General features: G+C 69.6%; 21 protein-coding genes and 1 riboswitch. Of the genes, 7 read left to right on the top strand and 14 right to left on the bottom strand.

The window, feature by feature from the left end; genetic code table 11:
• Window positions 1-6: 6 nt before the first annotated feature.
• A complete protein-coding gene (locus ACTWPV_RS13465) occupies window positions 7-342 on the bottom strand; it encodes a hypothetical protein (RefSeq protein ID WP_347645577.1) in 336 nt (111 codons plus the stop codon).
• Between the two features lie 121 nt (window positions 343-463).
• On the opposite strand from ACTWPV_RS13465, the gene ACTWPV_RS13460 reads away from it, so the two are divergent.
• Both ACTWPV_RS13460 and ACTWPV_RS13455 read left to right on the top strand, forming a co-directional pair.
• Window positions 464-2,527, top strand: a complete 2,064-nt coding sequence (locus ACTWPV_RS13460; protein WP_347645576.1) for a HelD family protein — start codon at window positions 464-466, stop codon at window positions 2,525-2,527.
• Window positions 2,528-2,591: 64 nt separating this feature from the next.
• Window positions 2,592-3,122 carry a YbhB/YbcL family Raf kinase inhibitor-like protein gene (locus tag ACTWPV_RS13455; RefSeq protein ID WP_347645575.1) on the top strand — a complete coding sequence of 177 codons (531 nt, stop codon included), beginning with the start codon at window positions 2,592-2,594 and terminating at the stop codon, window positions 3,120-3,122.
• Between the two features lie 52 nt (window positions 3,123-3,174).
• Here the strand turns inward: ACTWPV_RS13455 and ACTWPV_RS13450 are convergent, their stop codons facing one another.
• From ACTWPV_RS13450 to ACTWPV_RS13425, 6 genes are all read right to left on the bottom strand, one after another.
• A complete protein-coding gene (locus ACTWPV_RS13450) occupies window positions 3,175-3,372 on the bottom strand; it encodes a hypothetical protein (protein WP_347645574.1) in 198 nt (65 codons plus the stop codon).
• Between the two features lie 153 nt (window positions 3,373-3,525).
• Complete coding sequence (gene groL / locus ACTWPV_RS13445; RefSeq protein WP_347645573.1) at window positions 3,526-5,154, bottom strand: chaperonin GroEL; 1,629 nt, start codon at window positions 5,152-5,154, stop codon at window positions 3,526-3,528.
• A gap of 354 nt (window positions 5,155-5,508) precedes the next feature.
• A complete protein-coding gene (locus ACTWPV_RS13440; protein ID WP_106250594.1) occupies window positions 5,509-5,709 on the bottom strand; it encodes a cold-shock protein in 201 nt (66 codons plus the stop codon).
• Window positions 5,710-5,950: 241 nt separating this feature from the next.
• Window positions 5,951-6,226 (bottom strand): MoaD/ThiS family protein, encoded by a 276-nt coding sequence (locus ACTWPV_RS13435; protein WP_132331077.1) that lies wholly within the window; start codon window positions 6,224-6,226, stop codon window positions 5,951-5,953.
• A 24-nt stretch (window positions 6,227-6,250) separates the two neighbouring features.
• Window positions 6,251-7,483, bottom strand: a complete 1,233-nt coding sequence (thrC, locus tag ACTWPV_RS13430) for a threonine synthase (protein ID WP_443152000.1) — start codon at window positions 7,481-7,483, stop codon at window positions 6,251-6,253.
• A 13-nt stretch (window positions 7,484-7,496) separates the two neighbouring features.
• A riboswitch (SAM riboswitch) is annotated at window positions 7,497-7,638 on the bottom strand.
• Window positions 7,639-7,717: 79 nt separating this feature from the next.
• Entirely contained in the window at window positions 7,718-8,272 is a 555-nt protein-coding gene (locus ACTWPV_RS13425; protein WP_132511701.1) for an RNA polymerase sigma factor, read from the bottom strand.
• A 178-nt stretch (window positions 8,273-8,450) separates the two neighbouring features.
• On the opposite strand from ACTWPV_RS13425, the gene ACTWPV_RS13420 reads away from it, so the two are divergent.
• The gene (locus tag ACTWPV_RS13420) at window positions 8,451-9,875 is read left to right on the top strand and encodes an alpha,alpha-trehalose-phosphate synthase (UDP-forming) (protein ID WP_443151999.1); all 1,425 of its coding nucleotides are present in this window, start codon (window positions 8,451-8,453) and stop codon (window positions 9,873-9,875) included.
• A 17-nt stretch (window positions 9,876-9,892) separates the two neighbouring features.
• On the opposite strand, the gene otsB is transcribed toward ACTWPV_RS13420, so the two are convergent.
• Both otsB and ACTWPV_RS13410 read right to left on the bottom strand, forming a co-directional pair.
• Window positions 9,893-10,663, bottom strand: a complete 771-nt coding sequence (otsB, locus tag ACTWPV_RS13415) for a trehalose-phosphatase (RefSeq protein ID WP_443151998.1) — start codon at window positions 10,661-10,663, stop codon at window positions 9,893-9,895.
• 39 nt (window positions 10,664-10,702) lie between these two features.
• Entirely contained in the window at window positions 10,703-11,005 is a 303-nt protein-coding gene (locus tag ACTWPV_RS13410; protein WP_347624311.1) for a DUF3263 domain-containing protein, read from the bottom strand.
• A 117-nt stretch (window positions 11,006-11,122) separates the two neighbouring features.
• Between ACTWPV_RS13410 and ACTWPV_RS13405 the strand changes: the two genes are divergently transcribed.
• The 4 genes from ACTWPV_RS13405 (at window position 11,123) to ACTWPV_RS13390 (ending at window position 15,041) form a co-directional block, all read left to right on the top strand.
• Window positions 11,123-11,929, top strand: a complete 807-nt coding sequence (locus ACTWPV_RS13405) for an SAM hydrolase/SAM-dependent halogenase family protein (protein ID WP_443151997.1) — start codon at window positions 11,123-11,125, stop codon at window positions 11,927-11,929.
• A 352-nt stretch (window positions 11,930-12,281) separates the two neighbouring features.
• On the top strand, window positions 12,282-13,430 hold the full coding sequence (locus ACTWPV_RS13400) for a S8 family serine peptidase (RefSeq protein ID WP_443151996.1): 1,149 nt from the start codon (window positions 12,282-12,284) through the stop codon (window positions 13,428-13,430).
• 25 nt (window positions 13,431-13,455) lie between these two features.
• The gene (locus ACTWPV_RS13395) at window positions 13,456-13,860 is read left to right on the top strand and encodes a Zn-ribbon domain-containing OB-fold protein (RefSeq protein ID WP_347645566.1); all 405 of its coding nucleotides are present in this window, start codon (window positions 13,456-13,458) and stop codon (window positions 13,858-13,860) included.
• Window positions 13,857-15,041 (top strand): lipid-transfer protein, encoded by a 1,185-nt coding sequence (locus ACTWPV_RS13390; RefSeq protein WP_443152439.1) that lies wholly within the window; start codon window positions 13,857-13,859, stop codon window positions 15,039-15,041. The genes ACTWPV_RS13395 and ACTWPV_RS13390 overlap by 4 nt, the downstream gene beginning before the upstream one ends.
• Window positions 15,042-15,092: 51 nt before the next feature.
• Here ACTWPV_RS13390 and ACTWPV_RS13385 read toward each other — a convergent pair whose 3' ends face one another.
• The 5 genes from ACTWPV_RS13385 to ACTWPV_RS13365 form a co-directional block, all read right to left on the bottom strand.
• The gene (locus tag ACTWPV_RS13385; RefSeq protein ID WP_347624307.1) at window positions 15,093-16,109 is read right to left on the bottom strand and encodes an ABC transporter ATP-binding protein; all 1,017 of its coding nucleotides are present in this window, start codon (window positions 16,107-16,109) and stop codon (window positions 15,093-15,095) included.
• Window positions 16,093-17,139 (bottom strand): ABC transporter ATP-binding protein, encoded by a 1,047-nt coding sequence (locus ACTWPV_RS13380; RefSeq protein WP_443151995.1) that lies wholly within the window; start codon window positions 17,137-17,139, stop codon window positions 16,093-16,095. The genes ACTWPV_RS13385 and ACTWPV_RS13380 overlap by 17 nt, the downstream gene beginning before the upstream one ends.
• Window positions 17,140-17,151: 12 nt before the next feature.
• Complete coding sequence (locus ACTWPV_RS13375) at window positions 17,152-18,120, bottom strand: ABC transporter permease (RefSeq protein WP_443151994.1); 969 nt, start codon at window positions 18,118-18,120, stop codon at window positions 17,152-17,154.
• A complete protein-coding gene (locus tag ACTWPV_RS13370) occupies window positions 18,113-19,057 on the bottom strand; it encodes an ABC transporter permease (protein WP_347645563.1) in 945 nt (314 codons plus the stop codon). Before ACTWPV_RS13370 ends, ACTWPV_RS13375 begins: the two co-directional genes overlap by 8 nt.
• 126 nt (window positions 19,058-19,183) lie before the next feature.
• A complete protein-coding gene (locus tag ACTWPV_RS13365) occupies window positions 19,184-20,824 on the bottom strand; it encodes a peptide ABC transporter substrate-binding protein (RefSeq protein WP_443151993.1) in 1,641 nt (546 codons plus the stop codon).
• Window positions 20,825-20,872 lie beyond the last annotated feature (48 nt).

Here is a 20,872-nt window from a genome sequence, read left to right as displayed (position 1 = left end):
GCCCCTCTATCTGACCAGCAGACCGCCGACGAAGAGCACCGCCCCCGCGACGATCCAGAGCAGCACGCCGGCGCCCATCAGGTGGCCGAACGTACGCGGATCGTGCCGCGACCACGGCAGCAGCCAGGCCGCCACCGTGCAGCACGCGGCGACCACCGCGAACACCCCCGACAGCGTGGCGACCGTGCCGAGACGCTGCGAACACGTCGCCATCGACTCGCCACCGGCGCAGAACGCCTGCAGCCCCCACCCCGCGAACACCGAGAGTCCCCACAACGCCGCCAGGAGGAAGCTCGCGACCGTGGGAATGATCGGCGAGAAGCGGAGCCGGACCCGCACCACCCCCTATGCGTACCCAGGCCGCCGGAGCTAAATGCTTTGGAAGCCCGCAATCGTGGCGACTAAACTGGCGGATTCGCTGCCTGTAACCACCTCCGTCGTTCAACCAGGGAGGCGCTTCCGCATGCCCGCACACCAACTGGCCCCCGACATACCCACCGACGTGCTCGCCGCCGAGCAGGCCCATCTGGCCGAGTCCAGAGCCGCGCTCAAAGCCATGCGCGCCCACGCCCAGTCCCTCTCGTCCGACGCGGCCGGCGACTGGGTGTCGCAGCAGATCCTCCAGTCGCTGCTCGACCAGCGGGTGGCCGCGCTCGCCGACCATCCCGACACCCCGCTGTTCTTCGGCCGCCTCGACCGCGCGGAGCGGAAGAGCCCGCGGCAAGAGAGCGACGGGCCGGGAGATCGCGACCATGAGCACGAGGGAGAGAGCGACGACCTTCCCGGCACGATCTACGTCGGGCGCCGCCACGTGCACGACGGCCACAGCAGGCCGCTGGTCATCGACTGGCGCGCGCCGGTGTCCCGCGCGTTCTACCAGGCCAGTCCCGCCGACCCCATGGGGATCGCGCGCCGGCGCCGCTTCGGCTACCACGGCGGGGCGCTGACGGCGTTCGAGGACGAGCCGCTCGGCGAAGGCGTCGAGATCGGCCCGTCCAGGATCCTCACCGAGGAGATCGAACGCCCCCGCACCGGCCCGATGCGTGACATCGTCGCCACGATCCAGCCCGACCAGGACGAGATCGTCCGCTCCACCCTGGCCCAGACGGTGTGCGTGCAGGGCGCCCCCGGCACCGGGAAGACCGCCGTCGGCCTGCACCGCGCCGCCTATCTGCTGTTCACCCACCGCGAGCGGCTGGCCAGGTCGGGCGTGATGATCGTCGGGCCCAACCGGGCCTTCCTGTCCTACATCTCCTCTGTGCTGCCCGCGCTCGGCGAGGTCAAGGTCGACCAGACCACGGTGGCCGGCCTGCTCGGCGAACACGCCGCGCCCGAGGACCCGATGGTGGCCGCGGTGAAGGGCGACGCCAGGATGGCGGCGGTGCTCGACCGCGCGCTCTGGCTGCACATCGTGAAACCGGAGGAGGGCCTCGTCTACACCAAGGGCGCCTACCGGCACCGGGTGGCCGACTACGAAGTACGCGAGATCGTGGCCTCCCTGCGCGGCACCACGCGCTACAACCCCGGCCGGGCGGCGCTGGCGCAGCGGCTGGCCCACATGGTCCTCGTACGCATGGAGCAGCGCGGCGAGTCGCCCGACGACCGGGTGCAGGACGCGGTGGCCCGGTCGAAACCGGTGAAACAACTGGTGGAAGCGGTCTGGCCCAAACTGACGCCCGAACAGGTCCTTCACCGCTTGCTGTCAGATCCGGAATTCCTAGCGCGAGCCGCTAAATCAGATTTGTCGCCTGAAGAGCAGGAAACGCTCCTGTGGCGCAAGCCGTACCGGAGCTGGAAGTCCGCCAAATGGTCGGCCGCCGACGCCGCGCTCCTCGACGAGCTCCGCGACCTGATGGAACGCACGCCGTCGCTGGGCCACCTCGTGGTCGACGAGGCCCAGGACCTGTCCGAGATGCAGCTGCGCGCCCTCGGCCGCCGCTGCCGCAACGGCTCGGCCACCGTGCTCGGCGACCTCGCCCAGGGCACCACGCCATGGTCGACGCGTTCGTGGGAGTCGGTGCTCGGCCACCTGGGCCAGCGGGAGGGCGAGGTCACGGAGCTGACGCTCGGCTTCCGCGTGCCGAGGGAGGTTCTCGACTACGCGGCCCGCCTGCTCCCCTCGATCGCCCCGGGCCTCGCCGCCCCGCAGTCGCTGCGGCCCGGCGCCGGGTCGCTCACCGTCCGCGAGGGCGGCTCGGTCGCGCAGGCCGCCGAGGAGGCCCTGGCCAGGGACGGCTCGATCGGCGTCATCGCCCCTGACGCGATGGTCGACGCGGTCTCCGAGGCCCTCGCCGGCCTCCCCCACGCCGTTCTCGGCCCCGACTCGACCGAAGAGCACCGCCTGCTCATCGTGCCCGCGACCCTCGCCAAGGGCCTGGAGTACGACCACGTCGTCGTCGTGGAGCCCGCCGACATCGTCGCGGCCGAGCCGCGCGGCCTGGCCAGGCTCTACGTGGTCCTCACCCGGGCGGTGACCTCGCTGACGGTCCTGCACGACAAGGCGCTGCCGCCACAGCTGGCGGGCTGACGGGCGTCCGGCACGGCCGCTTCTAGGATGGCTGGGCAAGGAGCTCTCAACCTAGGAGGATGCCGTGCCAGCACCCCTTCCCCATGAACACCTGCCGTCGGTCCCCGCGCTCGTGGTGGAGAGCGACGACCTCCAGGACGGCGAGCGGCTCAACGACCTGCACGTCTTCAACGACTGGGGCATGACCGGCCAGAACCTCTCGCCCCAGCTGCGCTGGTCCGGCGCTCCCGCCGGGACCCGCTCCTACGCCGTCACCTGCTTCGACCCCGATGCCCCCACAGGCAGCGGCTTCTGGCACTGGGTGCTCTTCGACCTCCCCGCCTCGGTCACCGAGCTGCCGACGGGCGCGGGCACGGCCCCGGAGTTCAAGGGTCTGCCCGCGGGCGCGGTGCACGCCCGCAACGACTACGGCACCAGGGACTACGGCGGCGCCGCCCCGCCTCCTGGCGACCCGCACCGCTACGTCTTCACGGTCCACGCGCTGGGGGTCGACTCGCTCGGCCTGGACAGCGGCACCAGCCCGGCGGTGGTGGGCTTCAACATCACCGCCAACACCCTGGCCCGCGGCCACCTCATCCCCCACTACGGGGTCTGACGACGGGAAAGGCGCCCCACCGCACGCTGGTGGGGCGCCTTTCGCGTGGGCGCTAGTCGCAGCTCTCGGCCAGCGACCCCACGTTGCCGAGCAGCGGCACCCAGGCTTGCAGCGTGCACAGCGGCCCGCTCCGGGTCACGGTCTGGGTGAAGACGACAGGATTGTCGGCATGCGCGGGAACGGCGGTGAGGGTCACGGCGGCGAGGCCGAGAACGGCCACGCCCAGCATGCGCTTGCTGCGGGAGAACACTTGTCTGCTCCTTCGATGAGGTGATGCGTGGGGACAACCCTTTCTCACTCCACGTAGCAGTTCAATTGCGAAACGTAATGGCAGTTAAACAAAAGCAAGAGCGGCCCGGAAAAACCGGGCCGCTCTATTGGGACGCGCCTCGCGAAATAGGACCTAGAAGTCCATGTCGCCGCCGCCGGGCATGCCGGCCGGAGCGGCCGGGGTCTTCTCCGGCTTCTCGGCGATGACGGCCTCGGTGGTGAGGAAGAGCGCCGCGATGGAGGCGGCGTTCTGCAGCGCCGAGCGCGTCACCTTGGCCGGGTCGAGAATGCCGACCTCGAACATGTTGACGTATTCGCCCGACGCGGCGTTGAGGCCCTCACCCGGGGTGAGGTTGCGCACGCGCTCGACCACGACGCCGCCCTCGAGGCCGGCGTTGACCGCGATCTGCTTCAGCGGCTCCTCCAGAGCCTTCTTCACGATCGCCGCACCGGTGGCCTCGTCGCCGTTGAGCTCGAGCTTGTCGAACGCCTTGGCGCCGGCCTGCAGCAGCGCCACGCCACCACCCGGGACGATGCCCTCCTCGACGGCCGCCTTCGCGTTGCGGACGGCGTCTTCGATGCGGTGCTTACGCTCCTTGAGCTCGACCTCGGTCGCCGCGCCCGCCTTGATGACGGCCACGCCGCCGGCCAGCTTGGCCAGCCGCTCCTGGAGCTTCTCGCGGTCGTAGTCGGAGTCGGTGCGCTCGATCTCGGCGCGGATCTCGTTGACCCGGCCGGAGATCTGCTCGGCGTCACCGGCGCCGTCGACGATCGTCGTCTCGTCCTTGGTCACGACCACCTTGCGGGCACGGCCCAGCAGGTCGAGGGTGGCGGTCTCGAGCTTGAGGCCGACCTCCTCGGCGATGACCTGACCACCGGTCAGGATCGCGATGTCGTTGAGCATGGCCTTGCGGCGGTCGCCGAAGCCCGGGGCCTTGACGGCCACGGAGCGGAACAGGCCGCGGATCTTGTTGACCACCAGGGTCGCCAGGGCCTCGCCCTCGACGTCCTCGGCGATGATCAGCAGCGGCTTGCCCGACTGCACAACCTTGTCGAGCAGCGGCAGCAGGTCCTTGTTGGCGGAGACCTTGCCGTTGACGATCAGGATGTACGGGTCTTCGAGCACGGCCTCCATGCGGTCGGAGTCGGTGACGAAGTACATCGACGTCATGCCCTTGTCGAAGCGCATGCCCTCGGTGAGCTCGAGCTCGAGACCGAAGGTGTTGCTCTCCTCGACGGTGATGACGCCTTCCTTGCCGACCTTGTCCATCGCCTCGGCGATGAGCGCGCCGATCTCGGGGTCGGCGGCGGAGATGGAGGCGGTCGAAGCGATCTGCTCCTTGGTCTCCACGTCCTTGGCCAGCTTGGAGAGCTCCTCGCTGACCCGCTCGACGGCCGCCTCGATGCCCTTCTTCAGAGCCATCGGGTTGGCGCCGGCGGCCACGTTGCGCAGGCCCTCACGCACCAGCGCCTGGGCGAGCACGGTGGCGGTCGTGGTGCCGTCGCCGGCTACGTCGTCCGTCTTCTTGGCGACTTCCTTGACCAGCTCCGCGCCGATCTTCTCCCACGGGTCCTCGAGCTCGATCTCCTTGGCGATGGACACACCGTCGTTGGTGATCGTGGGAGCGCCCCACTTCTTCTCCAGCACGACGTTGCGCCCCTTGGGGCCCAGGGTCACCTTGACGGCGTCGGCGAGCTGGTTCATACCGCGCTCGAGACCGCGCCGGGCGTCCTCGTCAAACGCGATCATCTTGGCTGCCATAAGGCTAGACCTCCCAGATGCAGGGTGGCTTGTCGTGGACCGAGCCGACGCCCGCGACGGCATGGGTCAGCATCTCCGTTCGGCAGACCCCATCGTCTCGATCCGGTGTTGGCACTCTACTGCATAGAGTGCCAACGAACTGTTTAGCACTCTACCCTGCCGAGTGCAAGCGAACTCACCCGTGGCCGGCGATCCCCCCAGGTCAGTCGTCTGTCCGGCGAGCCGCCCCGTGGGCGCACCGCTGGCCGCGGTTCGCGCACGCGGCTCGCCGTACCAGGATCGACGAAAGAAAGGTGACGGTTCGCCCGGACTGCGCTGCCGCGCGATCCCGCCGGTGCATACCAGTGCGGTGAATCAGACCGTCCTGACGGACTCCGCCTGCGGCCCCTTCTGGCCCTGCGTGATCTCGAACTCGACACGCTGTCCCTGTTCGAGAGAGCGGTACCCGTCCATCATGATCGCTGAGTAATGGACGAATACATCCTTACCACCGTCTACCGCGATGAAGCCGTAGCCCTTGTCCGCGTTGAACCACTTGACGGTGCCCTGCGCCACTTCCGACTCCTCTTACTGGGCTCCCAGACCTCGCCCATTCCTTCGCGAGACCCGTAATCGCCTGACTTAACGGAAAATCAGCCAGGCGATCGCCCTCGACCATACCTGTGGTACGGGGTTTGGCAACAGAGTCAATCCGCAGACTGCGCATTTCCTCTCATCGACGGTTCAACGTTGAATTGCCGGGAAAAGAAGAAGGCGCCCACAAGGGGCGCCTTCGCCGAAGTGTGATCTGCCGCACTCAACCGCCGGCGACGGCGGGGATGATGGAGATCTGGGTGCCCTCCGGGGCCGGAGTGTCCAGCCCTTGGGCGAATCGGACGTCCTCTTCCCCCACATAAACGTTGACAAAACGCCGAATCTTGCCCGATTCATCCAGAATTCTCGCGCCGATACCCGGGTAGTCAGAGTCCAGCTTGGCCAGCACGTCACGAAGAGTCGCACCCTCGCCACTGACCTCCGCGTTGCCCCCGGTGTAGGTGCGCAGAATGGTGGGAATCCGCACAGAAACGCTCATGGTTTAACTCGCCTTTCCTGGTTGTCAGACAGTCGCGCGGAACGCGTCGAGGGAGGGCTTGATCACGGCCGTGGGCCTGGCGTCGCCGCTGATCGCGTCGAGCGTCTTGAGGCCGTCGCCGGTGTTCAGCACCACGGTCTCGGCCTCCGGGTCGAGTTGCCCGGTCTCGGTGAGCTTCTTCAGCACGCCCACGGTCACGCCGCCCGCGGTCTCGGCGAAGATGCCCTCCGTCGAGGCCAGGAGCTTGATGGCGGCCACGATCTCGGCGTCCGTGACGTCCTCGACGCCCCCTCCGGTCCGCCGCGCGATGTCCAGCACGTACGGCCCGTCAGCGGGGTTTCCGATGGCCAGCGACTTGGCGATGGTGTCGGGCCTGACCGGCTGCACGACCTCGTGCCCCGCCTTGTAGGCGGTCGACACCGGCGAGCACCCGGCCGCCTGCGCCCCGAAGATCTTGTAGGGCGTGTCCTCGACCAGCCCCAGCGCCACCAGCTCCTTGAAGCCCTTGTCGATCTTCGTGAGCTGCGAGCCCGAGGCGATGGGGATGATGATCTGCTCGGGCAGCCGCCACCCGAGCTGCTCGGCGATCTCGTACGCGAGCGTCTTGGAGCCCTCGGCGTAGTAAGGGCGCAGGTTGATGTTGGTGAACCCCCACTTGTCACCGAGCGGGTCGCCGATCAGCTCGGAGCAGAACCTGTTGACGTCGTCGTAGGTGCCCTCGATGCCGACCAGCCGGCCGCCGAACACCCGGGCCATGGCGATCTTGGCTTGTTCGAGGTTGGCCGGGATGAACACGCACGCCTCCAGCCCGGCCCGCGCCGCGGCGGCCGTCACCGCGCCCGCGAGGTTGCCCGTGGAGGAGCAGGAGAGCGTGTGGAAGCCGAAGTTGCGGGCCGCCTCGACGGCCATGGCGACCACGCGGTCCTTGAAGGAGTGGGTGGGGTTGCCCGAGTCGTCCTTGACGTGGAGGGATCTGATGCCGAGCGCCCGCCCGAGATTGCCGGCCCTGACCAGCTTGGTCCACCCGGGGTTCATGTTGGGCTTGTCGGCGACGTCGGCCGGCACGGGCAGCAGCGAGCGGTAGCGCCAGATGTTGGCGGGGCCCGACTCGATGGCCGCGCGGGTCACCTCGCCGAACTCGTAGGCCGCTTCGAGCGGCCCGAAACACTCCTGGCAGGCGAAGCTCGGACCGAGCGGGTAACGCGCGCCGCACTCGCGGCAGGCCAGACCGACGGCGGGACCGAAATCGAGCGACATGAAGCGAGGCCTTCCCTCATCTTCGTCTGCGGCCACCTTGACCACAGACCGGAATTGGCACCTTGTCCCGGTCGGCCTCGCCAGGTCGCGAGTCACAAGCCGGGAGGGTTGCCGGGGCTTCGCAGGGCCGGTCCCTCCACCCCTCTGGATGAGCAATATTCAGTTGTCGACTCGGACTCTACCCGCCCACGTGGCGGAAACGTCCTCCCGTCTCAAATAATGAGACGAGAGGTCTCAGCGATAGTCGTCTCCCAGCACGCCCTGCACGTATTTGCGCGCCTGGTGGATGCGCGACTTCGCGGTGCCGAGCGGGATGCCGAGCTGGTCGGCCACCTCGTTGTAGTCGAGCTGGACGATGTCGCGCAGAACCAGCGCCTGCGCCAGATCCGGCTTGTCGGCCTCCAGCGCCTCCATGGCGTCGAGCAGGTCGAGCCGCGAGCCCGCGATCACGCTGACGCGCCGCACGTCGGGCTTCTGCATGGGCAGCTCGTCCGAGCTCTGCTCGGCCGCCCGGCGTTTGAGCGACCGGTACGTCGTGCGCGCGCAGTTGGCCGTCACGATGTGCAGCCAGGTGCTGAACCTGGCCCGCCCCTCGAAGCGCCCGATGTTGCGCGCCACGGCCAGCAGGGTGTCCTGGGAGGCCTCCTCGGCGTCCTGGTGGTAGGGCAGGATGCGGGCGCAGTGACGCATCACATCGGGCTCGATCCGCCGCAGCAGCTCGCCAAGAGCACGGTGGTCTCCTGCCGCGGCGGAGCGGGCGAGTTCCTCGGTTAGCTCATCAAGCGCCATAGCTGGGATCCTATGGTCGTAGGGAGCCTTGTTGGCATCCTTCCTTTTCCGATGGGCCGATCACCACGATGATCAGTGTGGTTCCGTCTACGCCGACACGCCAGTCGGAAGGAGTCTCCTTGAGGTCTCACGCCAGCTCACCGCCCTGCGCGCGGCCCGCCCGGCAGGAGCGGTCGCCGTGAACAACGTCCTGGTGGCCTCCAACCGCGGCCCCGTCTCCTTCACCGTCTCCGACGACGGCGAGCTGACCCTGCGGCGCGGCGGCGGCGGGCTGGTGTCGGGATTGTCCGGCGTGGCCAAGGGCGACGGCGTCCTGTGGGTCTGCGCGGCGCTGTCCGACGGCGACCGCAGCGCCGTGCGCCTGGCCCCCGGCGGCCGCATCGACCAGGCCGGCTACGACACCGGCCCGCTGCGCATGCTCGACATCCCGCCCGCCACCTTCCACCGCGCCTACAACGCCGTGGCCAACTCCACGCTGTGGTTCGTCAACCACCTGCTCTACGACATCCCCAACGCGCCGCTCTTCGGCACCAAGTTCGGGCGCGAGTGGGAGTCCTACCGCGACTACAACGGCGCGTTCGCGCTGGCGCTGGCCGAGGAGGCCGGCCACGAGGCCAGGGTGATGGTGCAGGACTACCACCTGACCCTGACCCCGGCGATGCTCCGCGCCGAGCGGCCGGACCTGCGCATCGCCCACTTCAGCCACACGCCGTGGGCGCCGCCCGAATACTTCTCCCTGCTGCCCGACGAGGTCGCGCGAGAGGTCCTGGAAGGCATTCTGGGGGCCGATCACGCCGGATTCCTCACCGACAGGTGGGCGCGGGCGTTCATGGACTGCTGCGAGGCGCTGCTGGGCGCGGAGGCCGACCGCGTCGGGCGCAGCGTCACCCACGACGGCAGGACGACCCGCATCGGCGTGCACAGCCTCGGCGTGGACGGCGCCGCTCTCTGGGAGCGGGCCTGCGAGCCCGACGTCGAGTCCCACATGACCGCGCTGAGGGAGCAGGTGGGCGACCGCAAGCTGATCGTCCGCATCGACCGCACCGAGCTGTCGAAGAACATCGTGCGCGGCCTGGTGGCCTACGGCGAGTTCCTCGGCGCCCACCCCGAGTGGCACGGCCGGGTCGTGCACCTGGCCTTCGCCTACCCGAGCCGGCACGACCTGCCCGAATATCGCGAATACACCGCGTCGGTGCAGCGCTGCGCCCAGCAGATCGAGGACGAGTACGCCACGGAGGACTGGGACCCGCTGATCCTCAACGTCAACGACGACTATCCACGCTCGCTCGCCGCGTACCGGATGGCGGACGTGCTGCTGGTCAACCCGATCCGCGACGGCATGAACCTGGTGGCCAAGGAGGGCCCGGTGCTGTCGCCGCGCTGCGCGCTGGTGTTGTCGCGGGAGGCGGGCGCGGCGGCCGAGCTGGGGCCCCACGCGCTCCTGGTCAACCCGTACGACGTCAGCGGCACCGCCGCAGCGCTGCACGGCGCGCTTGTCATGCCCGAGGACGAGCGGCGGACGCGCCGCGACAAGCTGCACGCGGCGGCCACCGCCCTGCCGCCGCAGAAGTGGCTGGAGGCCCAGCTCGACGCCCTCGCCTGAGGGCTGTCGGAGCGCGGTCAGGAACGGCTGAACGCGGACGCCAGCTCGCCGAGCAGCGCCACCACCCCCTCGGGGCCGTCCACCACGATGTCGGCCCGCTCGGCCAGCGCGGTCACCTCGGCCGAGCCGCTGCACACGGTCACGCCGGGCAGGTTGGAGTCGTCGACGGCGTCGTAGGCGGCCACGTCGCCGAGGTCGTCGCCGGCGAACAGGACGGATCTCGCTGCCCGCTCGGCCAGGAACAGGCTGAGCGCCTGGCCCTTGTCCATGCCCGGCGGCCGCAGTTCCAGGACGTAGCGGCCGGGCTCGATCACCAGGCCGTGCTTCTCGGCCAGCTTGGCCAGCGGCTCGCGCAGCTTGGCGAGGGTGCCGTCGGGGTCGGGGCTGCGCCGGGTGTGCACGGCCACGGCCCGGCCTTTGTCCTCGACGGTCACGCCCTCGACGTCCAGCGAGTCGAGCAGCAGCGGCAGTTCGGCCTCGCTGCGCGGCACGCCGGCGGGGGGCGGGGGTGCGGAGACGCGCCCGTGCTCCCAGCGCTCGAACCCGTAGTGTCCGAGCACGACCAGCCCCGGCACGTCGGCCAGCCCTGGCCCCAGCTCCAGCACGGTGGCCGGGGGCCTGCCGGTCACGATGACCACTGCGAGGACGTGGGCGCCCAGCTCGGCGAGAACCTCGGGGGCCTTCGGGTGGATCACGGCCTCGGCGGGATCGGGCACGATCGGCGACAGGGTGCCGTCGAAGTCGAGCCCGATCACGGCGCCTGCCGGATCGCTCAAGATCGCTTCCATTCCAGGGATGTTCCTCACGCGGCTGGCGTACCCAGCCGGTCAGGGGCGCATGCCAAGCCTTCTGGCGGCACGGTCACGCTGACGGGTGGAGCGTAACCTGCGCAGCCTCTTGACCAGCATGGGGTCCTGCTCGAGCGCCTCCGGCCTGTCGATCAGCTCGCCGAGCAGCTGGTAGTAGCGCGTGGCGGAGAACCCGAAGGTCTCCTTGATGGCCTGCTCCTTCGCGCCCGCGTGGCGCCACCACTGGCGCTCGAAGGCGAGGAGCTCGTGATCGCGTTGTGAGAGTGATTGCCGGCGGGACGGCTCCTGGGCAGCATTGTCACCGCTGAGCGGTGCTCCCATGGTGTCCTCCTCGGAAGGGGCGTGTGACGTTCACGTCGCACGCACGCGGCCCGTGGCCATCGTAATGTGCGGGGCGCTGCTGTTCATGGCGGTTCGACAGACGTACAGTCACCAAATGTGACCTCAGTAATCACGCTGCTCACGGACTATGGGCTCGAAGACGGCTATGTGGCGGCCTGCCATGGAGTGATCGCCGGGATCGCCCCCGAGGCCAGGGTGATCGACGTGTGCCACCTGATCCCCGCGGGGGACGTACGACGCGGCGCGGCCGTGCTCGCCCAGACCATCCCCTACCTTCCCGCGGGCGTCCACATCGCCGCGGTCGATCCGGGGGCGGGCGCGTCCAGGCGCGCGGTGGCCGTGGAGGCGGGCGGCCGGGTGTTCATCGGGCCCGACAACGGGCTGCTGTCGTGGGCCGTGCGCGCCGGCGGCGGCGCGCAGGCGGCCCACGAGATCAGCGACGAGCGGCACTTCCTGCGGCCGGTCTCGCCCACGTTTCCCGGGCGTGACGTGTTCGCGCCGGTGGCCGCGCGGTTGTGCGGCGGACTGAGCCCGGCGGAGCTGGGGCCGGAGATCCCGGTCGGCAGGCTGGTCTCGCTGCCGGAGCCGACCTCCCAGTTGCGTGAGGGCTCGGTGGAGGGCGAGGTCGTCTCGGTCGACCGCTACGGCAACACGCAGTTGTCGATCACGGCGGGCGACCTGCACGCGCTGGGCGTGCGGGTGGGAGACACGCTGGGGGTGCGGCTGGGGCGGCGGCAGCTCTCGCTGCCGTACCGGGAGACGTTCTCGGCGGTGCCGCCAGGGGAACTGGTCGCGTTCGCGGACTCGGCGGGGCTGATCGCGATCGCCGTGAACTCCGGTGACGCGGCGCAGCGCCTGGGGCTTCCACCCGGAGCACATGTCCGGCTTACCCCTCTTTCCTAGGGCGAAAGGCCACAGATCGGAATTACTCCGCGTATCGGTCTGTTTACTGAAGCGTCGGGCTGGCGCAGCGGTCGCGTGTCAGAATGCCGGTCAAACGTCCCCTCCCCCTCCCTTTCGAGGTCGACGTGTACCAGCCCTCCGTTGTCCCGCTGCCGATGTCGTCCCCGCTCCTGCCTGCCCCGGAGCCTCCCGTGCCCGAACGCCGGTTAGTCCGACCGATCTTCACCGTGCCAGGCCTCAGCCCGGGCGCGCGAGTCACGTACGTGCCGGCCGGGGTGGGTGTCGGCGGCCCGCCACCGGCCCTCTCCAGCACCGGACGGCCCGCGACGGCACCGCACCGGGCGCTGACCGGATGAGCAGGATCCTCGTGCCCGCCCTGATGACAGCGCTGGCAGTGGGCACGGTGCTGGGCGTCGCCGCTCCGAGCGCCTCCGACGACGTCGGCCGGGTCGCGCGGGCCGGCCAGTGGCAGCTCGGCGCGATGCGGCTGCCCGACGCCTGGCGGACGAGCAAGGGCGCGGGCGCCGTGGTGGCCGTGCTCGACACGGGCGTGAACGGCCGCCACCCCGACCTGGCGGGCGCCGTGATCCAGGGGCCCGACCTGACCGGGGTGGCCAGGAGCCCGCACCGGTGGGGGCGCCACGGCACCGCCATGGCCAGCCTGATCGCCGGTCACGGGCACGGTGAAAAGCGTGAGGGCGGCGTCCTCGGGGTGGCGCCGGAGGCCAAGGTGCTGTCCGTCAGGGTCACGCTGGACAACGGCGACCCGCAGCGCAAGAAGCAGCGCTCGGACGGGCGCAACGCGCTGGCCAGGGGCATCCGCTACGCGGCCGACCAGGGCGCCGAGGTGATCAGCATGTCGCTCGGCGGGGGCAGCGGCTCCTGGGAGGGCTCGGCGACGGAGGAGGCGGCCGTCCAGTACGCGATCGCCAGGGGCGCCGTGCTCGTGGCCTCGTCGGGCAACGACGGCGCCGCCGCCAACAGGAAGAACTTCCCCGCCGCCTACCCCGGCGTGATCGCCGTGGGCGCCGTGGACCGGCGGCTCGCGGTGGCCGGGTTCTCCAACAGGCAGGACTACGTCTCGGTGGTCGCGCCCGGCACGGACATCGTGACGGCCGACGGTCGCCGCTCGTACGTGATCGGCGACGGCACCAGCTCGGCCGCGGCCATGGTCGCGGGCGTGGCGGCCCTGATCAGGTCGGCGCATCCGAGCCTGTCGCCGTACCACGTGCGGCGGGCCATCGAGCTCGGCACCAGGCGGCGGCCGGCCGGCGGCCACAGCCGCGCCTACGGGCACGGGGTGGTCGACGCGGCGCTCGCCCTGCGGGCGGCCGGCCGGCTGGACGTGCCGGCGCCAGGCGGCGTGGCGCCGGGACCGTATTTCTGCGAGGCGCCGCCGTCCTCCAGGACGCCGGTGATCGCGGGCATGGTGATGCTGGTGGCGGCGATGTCGGCGCGGGTGCTGGTGACGCAGCGCAGGCGACGAAGGGATGTAACCTAGCAAGCGCTTGTGTGATACTCCGGCTATGACGTTTGCGATCGACGGCTGGTTCGCCATCGACCACGACGGCGTCCGCCTCCTCGGCACCGGATGCGCGGACTGCGGCACCGTCTGCTTCCCGCCGCGGCACGGCCTCTGCCCCGACCCCCGCTGCGGCGGCACGGAGCTGCGCGAGGTCCGGCTGCCGAGACGCGGGCGGGTCTGGTCGTACACGAACGCCTGCTACCCGCCGCCGGCGCCGTACGTGGCGGCGGAGCCGTACGAGCCGGTGACCCTGGCCGCGGTCGAGCTGGAAGAGGCGGGCATCGTGGTGCTCGGCCAGGTCACGGGCCTGACGGTGGCCGAGCTGGAGGTGGGCATGGAACTGGAGCTCACCTCGGGCCCGCTGGCCGACGGGCCCCAGGTGTGGATGTGGCGGCGGCCGTCATGAGCGTCGTGGTGCTGGGCGCGGGCATGCACCCCTGGGGCAAGTGGGGCCGTCCCTTCGTGGAGTACGGCGTGGCGGCCGCCCGCGCGGCCCTGGACGACGCCGGCGTGGCCTGGACCGACGTGGACTTCCTCGTCGGCGCGGACACGATCAGGAACGGCTACCCCGGCTTCGTCGCCGGCGCCACCTACGCCCAGGCGCTCGGCTGGTCGGGCGCCAGGATCGCGTCCTGCTACGCCGCCTGCGCCTCGGGCGCCCAGGCCGTCGACATCGCGCGCACCCGCATCCTGGCGGGCCTGTGCGAGGTCGCCCTGGTCGTGGGGGCGGACTCCACGCCCAAGGGCTTCTTCGCGCCGGTGGGCGGCGACCGGCCCGACGACCCCGACTGGCTGCGCTTCCGGCTCCTCGGCGCCACCAACCCCGCATACTTCGGCCTCTACGCCCGCAGGCGCATGGCCGTCCACGGCTCCACCCGCGCCGACTTCGCCGCCGTCAAGGTCAAGAACGCGCGGGCCGGCTCGCTCAACCCCATGGCCCGCTACCGCAGGCCCGTCACCGTGGACGAGGTGCTGGCCTCCCCCATGGTCGCCGATCCGCTGCGGCTGATGGACATCTGCGCCACCTCCGACGGGGGCGCCGCCGTGGTGCTCGCCTCGGAGGAGTACGCCCGCCGCCGCGGCACGACCCCCCTGGTACGCCTGGCCGCCGTGGCCACCGTCACACCGACCTTCCCCAGCGCCGTCCTGGAACTGCCGAACTTCGCCACCGACTCCTGGGCCGCCGTTCCGCCGCCCGAGAGGCCGTTCAGGGCGGCGATCGCGCACGCCGCCTACGAGGAGGCCGGGGTGGGGCCCGAGGAGGTCTCGCTGGCGGAGGTGTACGACCTGTCGACGGCGCTGGAACTGGACTGGATGGAGGACGCCGGCCTGTGCCCGCCGGGAGAGGCGGACAAGCTGCTGCGCGCCGGCGAGACGGCCGTCGGTGGCCGCCTCCCGGTCAACCCGTCGGGCGGGCTGGCCTCGTTCGGCGAGGCCGTCCCCGCCCAGGCCATCGCCCAGCTCTGCGAGCTCACCACCCAGCTGCGCGAGCGCGCGGGCCCTCGCCAGGTTCTCCGCCCCCGCGTCGGCCTGGCCGTCAACCAGGGCCTCTTCGGCCACGGCTCCGCCCTCATCGCCACCCTCTGAAACGCAGGCCCTCCGAGCAGGGCTCGGAGGGCCTGCGCCGTGCAGGGTGGTTCAGCCGACGTGGACGACGTCGTGCGTCTCGGCGAAGTGGCAGGCGCTCTCGTGCGCCGTGCCCGGCCGGATCTGCAGCAGCGGCTCCTCCTCCGCGCAGATCTCCTGCGCCTTCCAGCACCGCGTGCGGAACCGGCAGCCCGACGGCGGGTTGGCGGGCGACGGCGGATCGCCCTGGAGGATGATGCGCTCGCGCTGCTCCCGCCCCTCGGGGTCGGGCACCGGCACCGCCGACAGCAGCGCCTGCGTGTACGGGTGCGCCGGCCGGTCGTAGATCTCGGTGTCCTTGCCGAGCTCCACGAACTTGCCGAGGTACATCACCCCGACCCGGTCGGAGATGTGGCGCACCACCGACAGGTCGTGGGCGATGAAGATGTACGCCAGGTCGAACTCGTTCTGCAGCCGCTCCAGCAGGTTGATGACCTGCGCCTGGATCGACACGTCGAGGGCCGACACCGGCTCGTCGCAGACGATGATCTCCGGCTGCAGCGCCAGCCCGCGGGCGATGCCGATGCGCTGCCGCTGGCCGCCGGAGAACTGGTGCGGGTAGCGGTTGATGTGGTCGGGGTTGAGGCCCACGACCTCCAGCAGTTCCTGCACCTTCGTGCGGCGGTCACCCTTGGGCGCCACCTCGGTGTGGATCTCGTACGGCTCGCCGATGATGTCACCGACGGTCATCCGGGGGTTCAGCGAGGTGTACGGGTCCTGCATCACCATCTGGATGTTGCGCCGCATGCGCTTGAGCTCGTTGCCCCTGGCCTTGGCGATGTCCCGGCCGTTGATCGTCACCGAGCCCGACGTGGGCCGTTCGAGCGCCATGAGGACCTTGGCGAGGGTGGACTTGCCGCAGCCCGACTCGCCCACGATGCCCAGCGTCTCGCCCTTGTGCAGGTCGAACGAGACGCCGTCGACGGCCTTGATGGCGCCGATCTGCCTCTTGACCACGATGCCCTGGGTGAGCGGGAAGTGCTTGACCAGGTCGCGCACCTCGAGGATGCGCTCACTGGAGCTCGCCATCGAGGACCTCCCTCCAGTAGTGGCAGGCGCTGTTCCGCGTGCCGCTGACCTCGTGGAGCGGGGGCGTGTCGGTCACGCAGTCGTCCTGACGGTACGGGCACCGGGGGTGGAACGCGCAGCCCGTCGGCAGGTCGAGCAGGTTGGGCGGCAACCCCTTGATCGCGTACAGCTCGTGGCCCTTGAGGTCGACCCGGGGGATCGACTCCAGCAGGCCCTTCGTGTACGGATGCGCGGGCCCCTTGTAGATGTCGTGCACGGGGGCGTTCTCCACGATGCGCCCCGCGTACATCACGGCGATCTTGTCGGCCACGTCGGCGACGACGCCCAGGTCGTGGGTGATCAGGATGAGACCCATCTGGCTCTCGCGCTGCAGCTCGGCCAGCAGCTCCATGATCTGGGCCTGGACGGTCACGTCGAGCGCCGTGGTCGGCTCGTCCGCGATCAGCACCTCGGGGTCCAGCGCGATCGACATGGCGATCATGATGCGCTGCCGCATGCCTCCGGAGAACTGGTGCGGGTAGTCGTGGACGCGCTGCTTGGCGGCCGGGATGCGCACGCGGTCCATCAGCTCGACGGCCTTCTTCAGCCCGTCGGCCTTGGACATGCCCCGGTGCACCCGGAACATCTCGCTGATCTGCCAGCCCACGGTGAACACCGGGTTGAGCGCGGAGAGCGCGTCCTGGAAGATCATCGCGACCCGCTGGCCGCGCACCTGCGTGCGGGCCTCCTCCGACAGCTGGAGCAGGTTGGTGCCCCTGAAGCGGATCTCCCCCTTGGGGATCACCGCCGGCGGCATGTCGAGAATGCCCATGATCGCCTGCGCGGTCACGGACTTGCCCGAACCGGACTCGCCCAGCACCGCGAGCGTCTCGCCGGGGTTGACGGTGTAGCTCACCCCGTTGACCGCGCGCACGTTCCCGGCGCGGGTGCGGAACTCCACGTGCAGGTTGTCGACCGCGAGCAGTGGATGGTCGCCCAGCGCCCCTTCTTCGGAGAGCTCAGGCAGCACGTCCGCTGACGTCTTCTTCATGTGATCCCCCTTCTACCTGAGCTTCGGGTCGAGCGCGTCGCGCACCGCGTCGCCCATCATGATGAACGCGAGCACGGTGACGCACAGGAACGCCGCAGGGAACACCAGCGGGAGCGGCGCCTCCAGGAACCGGTTGCGCGCGTCGGCGATCATCAGACCCCACGAGATGTCCGGGGACAGCACGCCGACGCCCAGGAACGACAGCGCGGCCTCGGCGGCGATGAAGAGGCCCAGGTTGATCGTGGCCACGACGATGACCGGCGCGAGCGAGTTGGGCAGCAGGTGCCGGAACATGATCCGGCCCGCTCCCGCGCCCAGCGCCCTGGCGGCCACCACGAAGTCCTGGCTCTTCGCGGTGATCACGGCCGCCCTCATGATGCGGTACGTCATCGGCCAGCCGAGCACCCCCAGCGCGGTGATGACCAGCAGGATGCTGTTGGCCTTGCCGCGGAAGGTGGCCGCGATCAGCAGCGCGCCGAGGATCGCCGGGATGGCGAAGAAGATCTCGGTGAACCGCGAGGACACCGCGTCGACGGCGCCGCCCTTGTAGCCGGCGATGATGCCGAGCAGGCTGCCGATCAACGTGGTGACGATCGTGGTGAACACGCCGATGATGATCGAGTTGCGGGCGCCGTAGATGGTCCTGGCGTAGAGGTCGCAGCCCAGGTTGTCCCTGCCGAACAGGTGGCCGGGGCTGGGCCCCTGACGCGCCGTCGACAGGTCGCAGCTCCTGGCGTTGAACGGGTCGATCGAGGTGAACAGCGACGGCCAGAACGACATGACCAGCAGCACGAAGATGATGATCATCGAGACGATGAACATCGGCCGGCGCCGCAGGTCGTACCACGCGTCGGTCCACAGGCTGGCGGGCTTGCCGCCCTTGGCCTGCTTGCCCTCGCGTTCCGGCGCCTGGGTGGGCTCCGTGACCAAGGTCTGCGTATCCGGGAGCCCGGGCCCGACCGGCGGGGTTGGGTTACTCATAGCGGATCCTCGGGTCGAGCAGGGCGTACAACATGTCGACGACCAGGTTGGCCAGGATGTAGATCAGCACCAGGATGGTGACGATGCCCACGACCACCGGTTGTTCCCGCAAGTAAACCGACTGGAAAAGCTGATTTCCAATTCCCTGCAGGTTGAAGATCGTCTCGGTGATGACCGCGCCGCCCATCAGGTTGCCGAGGTCGGCGCCCAGAAAGGTGACCAGCGGGATCAACGCGTTGCGCAACCCGTGCCTGCCGATGACGCGGCGTCTCGACAGGCCCTTGGCCGTGGCCGTGCGGATGTAGTCGGCCCTCAGGGTCTCCGCGAGGCTGGTCCTGGTGAGCCTGGTCAGATAGGCGATCGACGTTCCCGCCAGCACGAAGCCGGGCAGCAGGTAGCTGCGCCAGCCCGCGAAAGTGCCGGCGACGGGGAAGATGTCGGCGCCCGTCCACTGTTTGAGCTTCACGCCGAGCAGGAGCTGCAGCACGAATCCCGTCACCAGCGTGGGGACGGAGATGAACAGCAGCGTCGAGGCGAGGATCATGGTGTCGGTGGCCTTGCCCCGGCGCAGCGCGGCCCACAGGCCCAGGCCGACGCCGATGACGGCCTCCATGACCAGCGCGGTCAGCGCGAGGTTCAGGGTGACCTGGAACTTGCCCGCCATGATCTGGGACACGGGGACGTCGGCGAAGTTGACGCCGAAGTCACCCGCGAAGAGCACGCCGCTGATGTAGTACCAGTACTGCACCAGCAGCGGATCGTTGAGGTGGTATTGCTCGCGCAGGACCTCGGCGATCGCGGGGTCGGGACGCTTGTCGCCGAACAGTGCCGCGATGGGGTCTCCGGGCAGCGCGAAGACGATGCAGAAGATGAGTAGCGTGGCGCCGAACAGGACGGGGATCGCCTGGATCAAGCGCCTGATGACATAACGGCCCATTCAAGCCCTCCGGTACACACCTGGAGGCAGCCCTCGGAGTCCGTGATCTACCCGGCTCGAGTGGCTGCCTCCAAGTTCAGCCCTCCGACGGGTGGACGGCGCGGCCGTCCACCCCGGCGAACGACGTCAGGCCTTCTCGACGTCTGCCCAGTCAATCTGGTTGAGCAGGTTGAGCTTGACGTTCTTCACCTTAGTGGAGTGCCCGAAGTTGCTCCGGTAGAAGTAGACGGGGATGTACGGGAGGTCCTTGATCAGGATGTCGCCGGCCTGCTGGTAGAACTTCAGGCCCTCGGCGGCGTCGGTCGCCTGGTCGCCCTTCTTGACCAGCTCGTCGAACTCCTTGTTCGAGTAGCCGCCGTAGTTGGAACCCGACTCGATGGCACCGGTGCCGAAGATCGGGGTCAGGTAGTTCTCGGCCGCCGGATAGTCGATCGACCAGCCCATGCGGAACAGGCCCTTGTACTCCTTGGAGTCCAGGGCGTCCAGGATGCCCTGGAACTTCTCGAACGGCTTCGGCGTGACCTCGATGCCCAGGTTGGCGCGGAGGTTGTTGGCGACCGCCTCGATCCACTCCTTGTGGCCGCCGTCCGCGTTGTAGCCGATCTCGATGGTCTTGGGGCCGTCCGCCTCGTCGTACAGCTTCTTGGCCTCGGCCGGGTTGTACGTGCAGGCGTCGCAGGCGCCCTGACGGTAGCCGGGGATGGCCGGGTTGATGAAGTCGTCGGCGGGCGCGCGGGTGCCGGAGAAGACCGTCTCGGCAATGGTCTTCCTGTCGATGGCCAGCGAGATGGCCCGGCGGACCTGCACGTCCTGGAAGTCGGGGTTGTACTTCAGCGGGACGCCGATGTAACCGATGGAGGCGTCGGGCTCGTCGAAGTAGCGGTCGCCGAGCGCGGCCTTGGCGCTGGCGATCGCGGAGGGAGGCAGCGAGTCGTCGACGTCGAGGTTCTCGGCCTGGAGGTCGTTGTACGCGGTCTCGGCGCTGGTGTAGAGCTTGAACTGGAGCTTGGTCCAGTTCGAGGGCTTCTTGCCGGGGAACTTGTCGTACACCGACATCTCGATGGTCGCGTCGGTGCCCTTCTTGTAGGGCTTGTCCAGCTTGAACAGGCCCTGACCGATCGGCTGCTCGCCGTAGGCCTGGGTCACCTTGCCGTCGGGGCCGAGGGCCGACTCCGGCATCGGGTAGAAGGCGGTGTAGCCCAGCATGGTCTTGAACTGCGAGAACGGCGCCGCGAGCGTGACCTCGAGGGTGAGGTCGTCGACGACCTTGAGGCCCTTCATCTCTTTGGCCGACGGCTTCTTGCCCTCGCCCGGGTGGACGTCGTCATAGCCGTCGATGCGACCGAAGAAGTAGGACGCGCTCATGGCGTTGTCCTGGAGCGCGCCATAGTTCCACGCGCGCGCGTAGTCGGCGGCGGTCACGGCGGTGCCGTCGTGCCACGTGTAGCCGGACTTCAGCTTGATCGTCCAGACCTTGCTGTCCTCCGTCGTGATCGACTCGGCGGCCTCCTCGACTGGCTGCTTGTTCTCGTCGTAGTCGACGAGCGGAGAGAAGAGCGCGGCGAGAACCTCGGCGCCTTCGGTCTCGGTGGTGTTCTGCGGGTTCAGCAGCTCCTGAGGCTCACCGACTTCCATGCGGACCGGCGTGGTGTCCCCGCCGCCCGCGGCAGTGCCACCGCTGTCCGAGGCACCGCCGCCACACGCGGCAACCGCGAGGGCGAGCAGCGCGGTACCGGCGACGATCTGTGCGCCCTTAGTAACACGCATGGTGAAAGAATTCCTCCCTCTACAGGTGGGCGTAAGCGCTGAGCTGCG

The sequence above is a fragment of the Nonomuraea sp. KM88 genome, assembly GCF_052245635.1.
GTDB lineage: Bacteria > Actinomycetota > Actinomycetes > Streptosporangiales > Streptosporangiaceae > Nonomuraea.
The sequence above is the reverse complement of the archived record's forward strand: the minus strand, read 5'-3'. Positions and strand labels throughout refer to the sequence as shown.

Bases quoted from the DNA above. Each gene is read 5' to 3' on its own strand.
- ACTWPV_RS13380 (WP_443151995.1), bottom strand. From the start codon at position 17,139: ATGAAGAAGACGTCAGCGGACGTGCTGCCTGAGCTCTCCGAAGAAGGG.
- ACTWPV_RS13390 (WP_443152439.1), top strand. From the start codon at position 13,857: ATGAGCGTCGTGGTGCTGGGCGCGGGCATGCACCCCTGGGGCAAGTGG.
- ACTWPV_RS13460 (WP_347645576.1), top strand. From the start codon at position 464: ATGCCCGCACACCAACTGGCCCCCGACATACCCACCGACGTGCTCGCC.
- ACTWPV_RS13385 (WP_347624307.1), bottom strand. From the start codon at position 16,109: ATGGCGAGCTCCAGTGAGCGCATCCTCGAGGTGCGCGACCTGGTCAAG.
- ACTWPV_RS13410 (WP_347624311.1), bottom strand. From the start codon at position 11,005: ATGGGAGCACCGCTCAGCGGTGACAATGCTGCCCAGGAGCCGTCCCGC.
- otsB (WP_443151998.1), bottom strand. From the start codon at position 10,663: ATGGAAGCGATCTTGAGCGATCCGGCAGGCGCCGTGATCGGGCTCGAC.
- ACTWPV_RS13395 (WP_347645566.1), top strand. From the start codon at position 13,456: ATGACGTTTGCGATCGACGGCTGGTTCGCCATCGACCACGACGGCGTC.
- ACTWPV_RS13400 (WP_443151996.1), top strand. From the start codon at position 12,282: ATGAGCAGGATCCTCGTGCCCGCCCTGATGACAGCGCTGGCAGTGGGC.
- groL (WP_347645573.1), bottom strand. From the start codon at position 5,154: ATGGCAGCCAAGATGATCGCGTTTGACGAGGACGCCCGGCGCGGTCTC.
- ACTWPV_RS13425 (WP_132511701.1), bottom strand. From the start codon at position 8,272: ATGGCGCTTGATGAGCTAACCGAGGAACTCGCCCGCTCCGCCGCGGCA.
- ACTWPV_RS13435 (WP_132331077.1), bottom strand. From the start codon at position 6,226: ATGAGCGTTTCTGTGCGGATTCCCACCATTCTGCGCACCTACACCGGG.
- ACTWPV_RS13365 (WP_443151993.1), bottom strand. From the start codon at position 20,824: ATGCGTGTTACTAAGGGCGCACAGATCGTCGCCGGTACCGCGCTGCTC.
- thrC (WP_443152000.1), bottom strand. From the start codon at position 7,483: ATGTCGCTCGATTTCGGTCCCGCCGTCGGTCTGGCCTGCCGCGAGTGC.
- ACTWPV_RS13370 (WP_347645563.1), bottom strand. From the start codon at position 19,057: ATGGGCCGTTATGTCATCAGGCGCTTGATCCAGGCGATCCCCGTCCTG.
- ACTWPV_RS13375 (WP_443151994.1), bottom strand. From the start codon at position 18,120: ATGAGTAACCCAACCCCGCCGGTCGGGCCCGGGCTCCCGGATACGCAG.